Raw genomic sequence first — 12,705 nt, 5'->3', positions numbered from 1 at the left:
TCTCTCCTTTTGTATTTACCTCAGCATAAACCGAAAGATCGCGTTGCGCCTTGCTTTCATATTCCTGTTGTCGCCTGGCAGACATTTCGCTAAAGTCTCGCCCCTTCTCACCGGCATGGGGATTTATTGTGTTTATTGGATTCGACTACGGCACCGCAAACTGCTCGGTTGCGATAATGCAAAACGGACAACCGCAGCTCCTGAAAATGGAAAACGGCAGTACGCTGTTGCCGTCAATGCTTTGTGCGCCCACGCGTGAAGCGGTGAGCGAGTGGCTGTTCCGCCATCATCAGGTTCCGGCCACGGCGGCAGAGACCCAGGCGCTGCTGCGCCGTGCGGTCAGCTTTAACCGCGAGGAAGATATCGACGTTACCCCGTCCAGCGTGCAGTTCGGCCTCTCTTCCCTCGGGCAGTACATTGACGATCCGGAAGAGGTCTACTTCGTTAAATCACCGAAATCATTCCTCGGCGCCAGCGGCCTGAAGCCGCAGCAGGTGGCGATGTTTGAAGATCTGGTCTGCGCAATGATGCTGCACATCCGCAATCAGGCGCAGTCCCAGGTGCCGGATGCCATCACCCAGGCGGTGATTGGCCGTCCGATTAACTTTCAGGGGCTGGGCGGCGACGAAGCCAACCAGCAGGCGCAGGGGATCCTTGAGCGTGCAGCGCACCGGGCAGGCTTCCGTGACGTGGTGTTCCAGTATGAGCCGGTTGCGGCGGGGCTGGATTTTGAGGCCACGCTGACGGAAGAACAACGGGTGCTGGTAGTGGACATCGGTGGCGGTACGACGGACTGTTCATTACTGCTGATGGGTCCCCAGTGGCATCACCGTCGCGATCGTGAAAACAGTCTGCTGGGGCACAGCGGCTGCCGCGTGGGCGGGAACGATCTGGATATTGCCCTGGCCTTCAAGAGCCTGATGCCGCTGCTCGGTATGGGCGGTCAAACCGAGAAAGGCATCGCCCTGCCGATCCTGCCGTGGTGGAACGCGATTGCCATCAACGATGTGCCTGCGCAGAGTGATTTTTACAGCACCGCGAATGGCCGTTTCCTCAACGATCTGGTGCGTGATGCGCAGGATGCAGAGAAGGTCGCGCTGCTGTATAAGGTGTGGCGTCAGCGCCTGAGCTACCGGGTCGTGCGCACCGCCGAAGAGAGCAAAATTGCCCTTTCCGATCGTCCAGAGCATGCGGTTTCGCTGCCGTTTATCAGTGACGATCTGGCTACGGCAATCACCCAGGAAGGGCTGGAAATGGCGCTGACTCAGCCGCTTCAGCGTATTCTGGAGCAGGTGCAGTTGGCGCTTGAGAACGGCAAAGTGAAGCCGGACGTGATTTACCTGACCGGCGGTAGCGCCCGTTCGCCGCTGATCAAGAAAGCGCTGGCAGAACAGCTGCCGGGTGGCGGCTTCGCCTTACCCGGCCTACAAGATCTTCCAACCGTAGGCCGGGTAAGCGCAGCGCCACCCGGCGAAGGCGAAACAGCGCGCCACACTCAGACAATTCCCGACAGTCTTCCATATTTCCTCCATTTTTCCGCTGTGTTAGCTGACTAAACTAGTATCATTCCCCGAAAGAGTTTCAGGATGAGAACGTATAACGATGAAAGGCAGTAACAAATCCCGCTGGGCAATCGCCGTTGGTCTGATTGTGGTGGTCCTGGCCGCCTGGTACTGGCACAGCCAGTCCGCGAACTCCACGGCACCTGCTGGCGCTAATAGCCCCTCACAACGCTCAACGGGCGGCGGGCGCCACGGTATGCGCGGCGGTGCGCTGGCACCGGTGCAGGCGGCAACGGCGGTGAATAAAGCGGTGCCTCGTTATCTCTCCGGGCTGGGAACCATCACTGCCGCCAATACCGTGACGGTACGTAGCCGCGTGGACGGTCAGCTGATGGCCATCCACTTCCAGGAAGGTCAGCAGGTGAAAGCGGGCGATCTGCTGGCGGAAATCGATCCAAGCCAGTTTAAGGTAGCCCTGGCGCAGGCGCAGGGGCAGCTCGCGAAAGACAAAGCCACCCTCGCCAATGCCCGCCGCGATTTAGCCCGCTATCAGCAGCTGGTAAAAACCAACCTCGTGTCGCGCCAGGAGCTGGACACCCAGCAGTCTCTGGTCAGTGAATCTCAGGGCACCATCAAGGCCGACGAAGCCGCGGTCGCCAGCGCCCAGCTCCAGCTCGACTGGAGCCGGATCACCGCACCGATTGAGGGCCGCGTGGGCCTGAAACAGGTTGATATCGGCAACCAAATCTCCAGCGGCGATACCACGGGCATCGTGGTGATCACCCAGACGCACCCTATCGATCTCGTCTTTACCCTGCCGGAAAGCGACATTGCGACGGTGATACAGGCGCAGAAGGCCGGAAAAGCGCTGGTGGTTGAAGCCTGGGATCGCACCAACAAGCAGAAGCTGAGCGAAGGTTCGCTGCTGAGCCTGGATAACCAGATCGACACCACCACCGGCACCATCAAGCTAAAAGCACGCTTCAACAATCAGGACGATGCCCTGTTCCCGAATCAGTTCGTCAACGCGCGAATGCTGGTCGCGACCGAAGAAAACGCGGTGGTGATCCCGACGGCGGCCCTGCAAATGGGCAGTGAAGGCAACTTTGTCTGGGTGCTGAACAGCGAAAACAAGGTCAGCAAACATCTGGTGAAAACCGGCATCCAGGACAGCCAGACGGTGGTGATCAGCGCCGGGCTGTCCGCTGGCGACCGCGTCGTCACCGACGGTATTGACCGGCTGACCGAAGGGGCGCAGGTCGAGGTGGTGGAAGCGCAGGATACAGGAGCAAAAGCCTGATGCAGGTCTTGCCGCCGAGCTCTACAGGTGGGCCATCACGCCTGTTTATCTTACGTCCGGTTGCGACGACCCTGTTGATGGTGGCGATCCTGCTGGCTGGGATCATTGGCTACCGTTTTCTGCCCGTGTCGGCGCTGCCGGAAGTGGACTACCCGACCATTCAGGTTGTCACCCTCTATCCGGGCGCCAGTCCGGATGTGGTGACGTCCGCCATCACCGCCCCGCTGGAGCGTCAGTTTGGCCAGATGTCTGGCCTGAAGCAGATGTCCTCCCAGAGCTCCGGCGGCGCTTCGGTCGTCACGCTTCAGTTCCAGCTCACGCTGTCGCTGGACGTCGCCGAGCAGGAGGTGCAGGCCGCGATTAACGCCGCCACTAACCTGCTGCCGTCTGACCTGCCGAATCCACCGGTTTACAGCAAGGTCAACCCGGCGGATCCGCCGATCATGACCCTTGCCGTCACCTCCTCCGCCATGCCGATGACCCAGGTGGAAGACATGGTTGAAACCCGCGTGGCGCAGAAGATTTCGCAGGTGACCGGCGTGGGGCTGGTGACGCTGGCGGGCGGTCAACGCCCCGCCGTGCGCGTCAAACTGAATGCCCAGGCCATTGCCGCGCTGGGGTTAACCAGCGAAACCATCCGCACCGCCATCAGCAGCGCCAACGTCAACTCAGCGAAGGGGTCGCTGGACGGCCCGACCCGCGCGGTCACGCTCTCCGCCAACGACCAGATGCAGTCCGCCGATGAGTACCGTCAGCTGATCATTGCCTACCAGAACGGCGCGCCGATCCGCCTGGGCGACGTAGCCACCGTCGAACAAGGCGCGGAAAACAGCTGGCTCGGGGCGTGGGCCAATAAGCAGCAGGCGATAGTCATGAACGTTCAGCGCCAGCCGGGCGCGAATATTATTGATACCGCCGACAGCATTCGCACCATGCTGCCGCAGCTGGTGGAAAGCCTGCCAAAATCGGTCAGCGTGAAAGTGCTCTCTGACCGCACCACGAATATTCGCGCGTCAGTGACCGACACCCAGTTCGAGCTGATGCTGGCGATTGCGCTGGTGGTGATGATCATCTACCTGTTCCTGCGCAACGTCCCGGCAACCATCATTCCCGCCGTCGCCGTGCCGCTCTCGCTGGTCGGAACGTTCGCGGTGATGGTGTTTCTCGACTTTTCGATTAACAACCTGACGCTGATGGCGCTCACCATCGCCACCGGGTTTGTGGTGGACGACGCCATCGTGGTAATCGAGAACATCTCGCGCTATATCGAAAAAGGTGAAAAGCCGTTAGCCGCCGCGCTGAAGGGCGCGGGGGAGATTGGCTTTACCATTATCTCGCTCACCTTCTCGCTGATTGCGGTGCTGATCCCGCTGCTGTTTATGGGCGATATCGTCGGGCGGCTGTTCCGCGAGTTTGCCGTGACGCTGGCGGTCGCCATTCTGATCTCTGCCGTGGTGTCGCTGACGCTGACGCCGATGATGTGCGCCCGCATGCTGAGCCACGAGTCCTTGCGCAAGCAAAACCGCTTCTCGCGCGCCTCCGAGCGGATGTTCGAGCGCATTATCGCCGCCTACGGCCGCGTGCTGGCAAAAGTGCTGAACCATCCGTGGGCGACGCTCGGCGTGGCGCTCGGCACCCTGGCGCTCAGCGTCATGCTGTGGATTTTCATTCCGAAAGGCTTCTTCCCGATTCAGGACAACGGCATTATTCAGGGCACGCTTCAGGCGCCGCAGACGGTCTCCTTCGCCAACATGGCGCAGCGCCAGCAGCAGGTGTCTGAGATCATCATGAAAGATCCGGCGGTGGAAAGCCTGACTGCCTACGTGGGCGTGGACGGCACCAACCCGTCGCTCAACAGCGCGCGCCTGCAAATTAACCTTAAACCGCTCGATGACCGCGACGATCGCGTCAACGCGGTAATTGAGCGCCTGCAAAGCGCGGTGGCGCGCGTGCCGGGCATTGAGCTGTATCTGCAACCGATCCAGGATTTAACCATTGATACGCAGGTGAGCCGCACGCAGTACCAGTTTACGCTCCAGGCCACCTCGCTTGAGGCACTCAGCACCTGGGTGCCGCAGCTGGTGGACAAGCTGAAAGCACTGCCGCAGGTTTCTGACGTCAGCAGCGACTGGCAGGATAAAGGGCTGGCGGCGTACGTGAACGTCAACCGCGACACCGCCAGCCGTCTGGGCATTACCATGTCCGACGTGGATAACGCCCTGTATAACGCCTTTGGTCAGCGACTGATCTCCACCATTTACACCCAGGCCAACCAGTATCGCGTGGTGCTGGAACATAACACCGAGAACACGCCCGGGCTGGCCGCGCTGGACACGGTGCGCCTGACCAGCAAAGACGGCGGGATTGTGCCGCTCAGCGCCATTGCCAGCGTGGAAGAGCGTCACACCCCGCTGTCGATTAACCATCTCGATCAGTTCCCGTCCACCACCATTTCGTTCAACGTGCCGGACGGGTATTCCCTTGGCGAAGCGGTGGAGGCCATTCTGGGCGCGGAGAAAGAACTCAGCTTCCCGTCAGATATTCAGACCCAGTTCCAGGGCAGTACGCTGGCGTTCCAGGCCGCGCTGGGCAGCACCGTCTGGCTGATTGTCGCGGCGGTGGTGGCGATGTATATCGTGCTTGGCGTGCTGTATGAGAGCTTTATCCACCCGATCACCATCCTCTCCACCCTGCCGACGGCGGGCGTGGGGGCGCTGCTGGCGCTGATGCTGGCGGGGAGCGAGCTGGACGTCATTGCGATCATCGGCATCATCCTGCTTATCGGCATCGTGAAGAAAAACGCCATCATGATGATCGACTTTGCGCTGGCCGCCGAGCGCGAGCAGGGTATGGCGCCGCGCGAGGCCATTTACCAGGCCTGTCTGCTGCGTTTTCGTCCGATCCTGATGACCACCCTCGCCGCCCTGCTGGGCGCGCTGCCGCTGATGCTGAGCACCGGCGTGGGGGCCGAACTGCGCCGTCCGCTGGGCATCGGGATGGTGGGCGGCCTGCTGGTAAGCCAGGTGCTGACGCTGTTTACCACGCCGGTTATCTACCTGCTGTTTGACCGTCTGGCTCTGTGGACGAAAAGTCGCTTCCCGAAACGTGAAGAGGAGGCGTAAGTGAAGTTTTTCGCCCTCTTCATTTACCGTCCGGTGGCGACGATTTTACTCTCCATCGCTATCACCCTGTGCGGCGTGCTGGGCTTCCGGCTGCTGCCGGTGGCCCCGCTGCCGCAGGTCGATTTCCCGGTGATTATGGTCAGCGCCTCGCTGCCGGGTGCATCGCCGGAAACCATGGCGTCATCGGTGGCGACGCCGCTTGAGCGCTCGCTTGGGCGAATTGCCGGGGTTAACGAGATGACCTCCAGCAGCTCGCTGGGCAGCACGCGCATCATTCTGGAATTTAACTTCGACCGGGATATCAACGGCGCGGCGCGTGACGTGCAGGCCGCGATTAACGCCGCCCAAAGCCTGCTGCCGAGCGGCATGCCGAGCCGTCCAACCTACCGCAAGGCCAACCCGTCCGACGCGCCGATCATGATCCTGACGCTCACGTCAGAGACCTACTCCCAGGGCGAGCTGTACGATTTTGCCTCCACCCAGCTGGCGCAAACCATCGCCCAGATTGACGGCGTGGGCGACGTGGACGTCGGCGGCAGCTCTCTGCCCGCCGTGCGCGTGGGGCTGAATCCGCAGGCGCTGTTTAACCAGGGCGTGTCGCTGGACGACGTGCGTTCCGCCATCAGCAACGCCAACGTGCGTAAGCCGCAGGGCGCGATTGAGGACAGCAGCCACCGCTGGCAGATCCAGACCAACGACGAGCTGAAAACCGCCGCCGAATATCAGCCGTTGATTATTCACTACAACAACGGCGCGGCAGTGCGCCTGAGCGACGTCGCCAGCGTCACCGATTCGGTGCAGGACGTGCGTAACGCCGGGATGACCAACGCCAAACCGGCGATTTTGCTGATGATCCGCAAGCTGCCTGAAGCCAACATCATCCAGACGGTGAACAGCATCCGCGCGCGCCTGCCGGAGCTTCAGGAAACCATTCCGGCGGCCATCGACCTCCAGATTGCTCAGGACCGCTCCCCTACCATCCGCGCCTCGCTTGAGGAGGTAGAGCAAACGCTGATCATCTCCGTCGCGCTGGTGATCCTGGTGGTGTTCCTGTTCCTGCGCTCGGGGCGCGCCACGCTGATCCCGGCGGTGGCGGTCCCGGTATCGCTGATAGGCACCTTTGCCGCCATGTACCTGTGCGGCTTTAGTCTTAACAACCTGTCGCTGATGGCGCTGACGATTGCCACCGGGTTTGTGGTGGATGACGCCATCGTGGTGCTGGAAAATATTTCGCGTCATCTGGAAGCGGGCATGAAGCCGCTCCAGGCGGCGCTTCAGGGGACGCGCGAAGTGGGCTTCACGGTCCTGTCCATGAGCCTGTCGCTGGTGGCGGTGTTCCTGCCGCTGCTGCTGATGGGCGGCCTGCCGGGGCGACTGCTGCGCGAATTTGCCGTCACGCTTTCCGTCGCCATCGGTATCTCCCTGGTGATTTCGCTGACGCTGACGCCGATGATGTGCGGCTGGATGCTAAAGCGCAGCCAACCGCACTCGCAGCCGCGCAGGAAAGGCTTTGGCCGCGTCCTGATGGCGATGCAGTCCGGCTACGGCAAATCGCTGAAGTGGGTGCTGAACCACACGCGTCTTGTCGGGCTGGTGCTGATCGGCACCATCGTGCTCAACGTCTGGATGTATATCACCATCCCGAAAACCTTCTTCCCGGAGCAGGATACCGGCGTACTGATGGGCGGTATTCAGGCGGACCAGAGCATTTCGTTCCAGGCGATGCGGGGCAAACTGCAAGACTTTATGAAAATCATCCGGGAAGATCCGGCCGTGGATAACGTGACCGGCTTTACCGGCGGCTCGCGCGTTAACAGCGGGATGATGTTTATTACCCTTAAGCCGCGCGGTGAACGTCACGAAACGGCGCAGCAGATCATTGACCGCCTGCGGGTGAAGCTCGCCAAAGAGCCGGGGGCGAATCTCTTTTTGATGGCCGTTCAGGATATCCGCGTCGGCGGACGACAGGCTAACGCCAGCTATCAGTACACCCTGCTCTCGGATGACTTAGCCGCCCTGCGCGAGTGGGAGCCGAAGATCCGTAAAGCGCTGGCCGCGCTGCCGCAGCTGGCGGACGTGAACTCCGACAGCCAGAACAACGGCTCGGAGATGGCGCTCACCTACGATCGCGAAACCATGTCCCGCCTGGGCATTAACGTTGAAGCGGCCAACAGCCTGCTTAATAACGCCTTCGGGCAGCGTGAAGTCTCCACCATCTACCAGCCGATGAACCAGTACAAGGTGGTGATGGAAGTTGATCCGCGCTATACCCAGGACATCAGCGCGCTGGACAAAATGTTTGTGATCAATAATGACGGCAAGGCGATCCCCCTGTCGTACTTCGCCAGCTGGCAGCCGTCGAACGCGCCGCTGTCGGTGAACCACCAGGGGCTTTCCGCCGCCTCGACCGTGTCGTTTAACCTGCCAACCGGCTCGTCGCTGTCTGAGGCCAGCGACGCCATAAACCGCGCCATGACCCAGCTCGGGGTGCCCTCCTCCGTGCGCGGCAGCTTTGCCGGCACGGCGCAGGTGTTCCAGGACACCATGAACTCGCAGGTCATTTTGATCCTGGCGGCTATTGCCACGGTGTATATCGTGCTGGGCGTGCTGTACGAAAGCTACGTGCATCCGTTGACCATTCTCTCCACGCTGCCTTCTGCGGGCGTGGGGGCGCTGCTGGCGCTGGAGCTGTTCGGTGCCCCATTCAGCCTAATCGCGCTCATCGGGATCATGCTATTAATAGGTATTGTGAAGAAAAACGCGATTATGATGGTCGACTTTGCCCTGGACGCCCAGCGTAACGGCAACCTGACGCCGGACGAGGCGATATTCCAGGCCTGTCTGCTGCGTTTTCGCCCGATCATGATGACCACCCTGGCCGCGCTGTTCGGTGCCCTGCCGCTGGTCATATCCGGCGGTGACGGCTCTGAACTGCGCCAGCCGCTGGGGATCACGATTGTCGGCGGCCTGGTGATGAGCCAGCTGCTGACGCTCTACACCACGCCGGTAGTCTATCTGTTCTTTGACCGCCTGCGGCTGCGTTTTTCGCGTAAAAAGAGAACCACGGTGACCGAGTAAATGACCGACCTACCCAGTAACGTTCGCTGGCAATTGTGGATCGTCGCGTTCGGCTTCTTTATGCAGTCGCTGGACACGACCATCGTGAACACCGCCCTCCCCTCGATGGCGAAAAGCCTGGGGGAGAGCCCGCTGCACATGCATATGGTGATTGTCGCCTACGTGCTGACGGTCGCCGTAATGCTGCCTGCCAGCGGCTGGCTGGCGGATAAAGTCGGCGTGCGAAACATCTTCTTCACCGCCATTGTGCTGTTTACCACCGGGTCGCTGTTTTGCGCCCAGGCCAATACCCTCGACCAGCTGGTGATGGCGCGCGTGCTACAGGGCGTCGGCGGCGCGATGATGGTGCCCGTCGGGCGGTTAACGGTGATGAAAATTGTTCCGCGCGCACAGTATATGGCGGCGATGACCTTCGTCACCCTGCCCGGTCAGGTCGGCCCGCTGCTTGGCCCGGCGCTGGGCGGTATTCTGGTGGAGTATGCCTCCTGGCACTGGATCTTCCTGATCAACCTGCCGGTCGGTATTATCGGCGCGATTGCCACCCTGACGCTGATGCCGAACTATAAAATGCAGACCAGGCGCTTTGATTTCGTTGGCTTTATCCTGCTGGCGGCTGGCATGGCGACGCTCACCCTGGCTCTCGACGGGCAAAAAGGGCTGGGGATCTCCTCCCTGTCGCTCGCCCTGCTGGTGGTGCTGGGGATCACCGCGATTCTCTGGTATCTGTGGCATGCCAGAGGCAACGCTAACGCGCTGTTCAGCCTGAATCTGTTCAGGAATCCCACCTACCGTCTTGGTCTCTTCGGCAGCTTTGCCGGACGCATCGGCAGCGGCATGTTGCCGTTTATGACGCCGGTGTTTTTACAGATTGGGATGGGCTTCTCGCCGTTCCACGCCGGGCTGATGATGATCCCGATGGTGCTCGGCAGCATGGGGATGAAGCGTATTGTGGTGCAGGTGGTGAACCGCTTTGGCTATCGCCGGGTGCTGGTGGCCGCCACGATCGGGCTGGCGCTGGTCTGCCTGCTGTTTATGGCCGTGGCGCTGCTGGGCTGGTACTACATTCTGCCGCTGGTGCTGTTCTGCCAGGGGATCATCAACTCCATGCGCTTCTCGTCGATGAACACCCTGACGCTGAAAGATCTGCCGGACGAGCTGGCGAGCAGCGGCAACAGCCTGCTGTCGATGATCATGCAGCTCTCCATGAGCGTGGGAGTCACGGTCGCCGGATTGCTGCTCGGCATGTACGGTCAGCACCATCTCAGCGCCGACACCCCCGTCGCGCATCAGGTCTTTTTATACACTTACCTCAGCATGGCGGTAATTATCGCCCTGCCCGCTTTTATCTTTGCCAGAGTACCGAATGACACGACCAAAAACGTCGTGATCCGACGCGGCAAAAGGAGTGCACCATGAAATTCTGGCGTCCGGGGATCACCGGCAAGCTTTTTGTGGCGATTTTCGCCACCTGTATCGTCCTGCTGATTACCATGCACTGGGCGGTGCGGGTCAGCTTTGAGCGCGGCTTTATTGACTACATTAAGCACGGTAACGAACAGCGATTACAGGGCTTAAGCGACGCGCTGGGCGAACAGTATAGCCTGCACGGTAACTGGCGTTTTCTGCGCAATAACGATCGCTTTGTGTTTCAAATCCTGCGCTCGCTGGAGCACGATAACGACGACGACCGTCCGGGGCCGGGCATGCCGCCGCACGGCTGGCGCACCCAGTTCTGGGTGATTGACCAGGAGATGCGCGTGCTCGTAGGCCCGCGCGCTCCGGTACCGCCGGACGGTACAAAGCGCGCCATTACCTCGAACGGCGCCACGGTGGGCTGGGTTATCGCCTCGCCGGTCGAGCGGCTGACGCGCAACACCGACATTAACTTTGACCGCCAGCAGCGTCAGACCAGCTGGCTGATTGTCGCGCTCTCAACCCTGCTTGCGGCGCTCGCCACCTTCCCACTGGCGCGCGGCCTGCTGGCGCCGGTTAAGCGCCTGGTGGAAGGCACGCATAAGCTGGCGGCGGGTGATTTCTCGACCCGCGTGGACACCCGCAGCCAGGATGAACTGGGCAAGCTGGCGCAGGACTTCAACCAGCTCGCCAGCACGCTGGAAAAAAACCAGCAGATGCGCCGCGATTTTATGGCCGATATTTCGCACGAGCTGCGCACCCCGCTGGCGGTGCTGCGCGGCGAGCTGGAGGCGATTCAGGACGGCGTAAGGCAGTTCACCCCCGAGTCCGTGGCCTCGCTACAGGCGGAAGTCGGCACGCTGACCAAGCTGGTGGACGATCTGCATCAGCTTTCCATGTCCGACGAAGGCGCCCTGGCCTACCAGAAAGCCCCGATCGACGTTATAAATATCCTTGAAGTCGTGACCGGTGCCTTCCGCGAACGCTTCGCCAGCCGTGACCTGAAAATCAACCTCTCGCTGCCGGACAGCGCGGTGGTATTTGGCGACAGGGATCGCCTGATGCAGCTGTTCAATAATTTGCTGGAGAACAGCCTCCGCTACACCGACGGCGGCGGCGCGCTGCATATCTCCGGCAGGCAGGAAAACGGGCGCTTTGCCCTGACCTTTGCGGACTCTGCCCCTGGCGTGAAGGATGCGCAGCTGGAAAAACTGTTCGAGCGCTTCTATCGCACCGAAGGTTCACGCAACCGCGCCAGCGGCGGTTCCGGCCTCGGGCTGGCGATTTGCGTTAACATTGTGGAGGCCCACGGCGGCACCATCCGCGCCGCCCATTCGCCTTTTGGCGGGGTTAGCATTACAGTAGAGTTACCTCTGGAACGGGATTTATCGAGGGAAGCATGACCGAGTTACCGATTGACGACAACACACCGCGTATTTTGATCGTGGAAGACGAGCCTAAACTTGGGCAACTGCTGATCGACTATTTACGCGCTGCGAGCTACGCGCCAACGCTTATCAGCCACGGCGACCAGGTGCTGCCCTACGTGCGCCAGACGCCGCCGGATCTGATCCTGCTGGATCTGATGCTGCCGGGTACCGACGGCCTGACCCTGTGCCGGGAAATTCGTCGTTTCTCCGATGTGCCCATCGTGATGGTGACGGCCAAAATCGAAGAGATCGACCGTCTGCTGGGGCTCGAAATCGGCGCCGACGATTACATCTGCAAGCCTTACAGCCCGCGGGAGGTGGTCGCTCGGGTGAAAACCATCCTCCGCCGCTGTAAGCCACAGCGTGAATTGCAGGTGCTGGATGCGCAAAGCCCGCTGATCGTCGACGAAAGCCGCTTCCAGGCGAGCTGGCGCAGCAAACTATTGGATCTCACCCCAGCGGAGTTCCGCCTGCTGAAAACGCTCTCCCACGAGCCGGGCAAAGTGTTTTCCCGCGAGCAGCTGCTCAACCATCTGTATGACGATTACCGCGTAGTGACCGACCGCACCATCGACAGCCACATCAAAAACCTGCGCCGCAAGCTGGAGGCGCTGGACGCCGACCAGTCGTTTATTCGCGCGGTGTACGGCGTGGGGTATCGCTGGGAAGCGGATGCGTGCAGGATTGCCTGACAAAATTCTCCCCTCACCCTAACCCTCTCCCCAAAGGGGCGAGGGGACTAAAATACCCTCTCCCCTTTGGGGAGAGGGCTGGGTGAGGGGTAAGGACGCTTTACCTCTCTTCCCCGCAGCGCTACAATGCCCGCCCTTAAAGTGGGGGATCTCCCCTTACCGCTGCAC

The 12,705-nt window shown here is 60.9% G+C and carries 6 protein-coding genes and 1 pseudogene; all 7 read left to right on the top strand.

Going from position 1 to position 12,705, the window contains the following annotated elements:
- Positions 1-128: 128 nt before the first annotated feature.
- Positions 129-1,403 (top strand): annotated as a pseudogene (gene yegD / locus ACOTW6_RS14280) (molecular chaperone); the annotation flags it as partial.
- Between the two features lie 199 nt (positions 1,404-1,602).
- On the top strand, positions 1,603-2,802 hold the full coding sequence (locus tag ACOTW6_RS14275; protein WP_062932802.1) for an MdtA/MuxA family multidrug efflux RND transporter periplasmic adaptor subunit: 1,200 nt from the start codon (positions 1,603-1,605) through the stop codon (positions 2,800-2,802).
- Positions 2,802-5,924, top strand: coding sequence for an MdtB/MuxB family multidrug efflux RND transporter permease subunit (locus ACOTW6_RS14270; protein ID WP_032619335.1), 3,123 nt, complete (start codon positions 2,802-2,804; stop codon positions 5,922-5,924). The genes ACOTW6_RS14275 and ACOTW6_RS14270 overlap by 1 nt, the downstream gene beginning before the upstream one ends.
- Positions 5,925-9,002 (top strand): multidrug efflux RND transporter permease subunit MdtC, encoded by a 3,078-nt coding sequence (gene mdtC, locus ACOTW6_RS14265; protein ID WP_121478780.1) that lies wholly within the window; start codon positions 5,925-5,927, stop codon positions 9,000-9,002.
- Entirely contained in the window at positions 9,003-10,418 is a 1,416-nt protein-coding gene (locus tag ACOTW6_RS14260) for an MFS transporter (protein ID WP_121478779.1), read from the top strand.
- The gene (gene baeS, locus ACOTW6_RS14255) at positions 10,415-11,818 is read left to right on the top strand and encodes a two-component system sensor histidine kinase BaeS (RefSeq protein WP_062932799.1); all 1,404 of its coding nucleotides are present in this window, start codon (positions 10,415-10,417) and stop codon (positions 11,816-11,818) included. The genes ACOTW6_RS14260 and baeS overlap by 4 nt, the downstream gene beginning before the upstream one ends.
- On the top strand, positions 11,815-12,537 hold the full coding sequence (baeR, locus tag ACOTW6_RS14250; protein WP_015572364.1) for a two-component system response regulator BaeR: 723 nt from the start codon (positions 11,815-11,817) through the stop codon (positions 12,535-12,537). Before baeS ends, baeR begins: the two co-directional genes overlap by 4 nt.
- Positions 12,538-12,705: the final 168 nt, after the last annotated feature.

It is taken from the genome of Enterobacter cloacae complex sp. IR5403, from assembly GCF_049238705.1.
In the GTDB taxonomy this organism is placed as follows: Bacteria; Pseudomonadota; Gammaproteobacteria; order Enterobacterales; family Enterobacteriaceae; genus Enterobacter; species Enterobacter hormaechei_C.
Note: the sequence above shows the minus strand (reverse complement) of the source record. Positions and strands in the feature narration are given on the sequence as shown.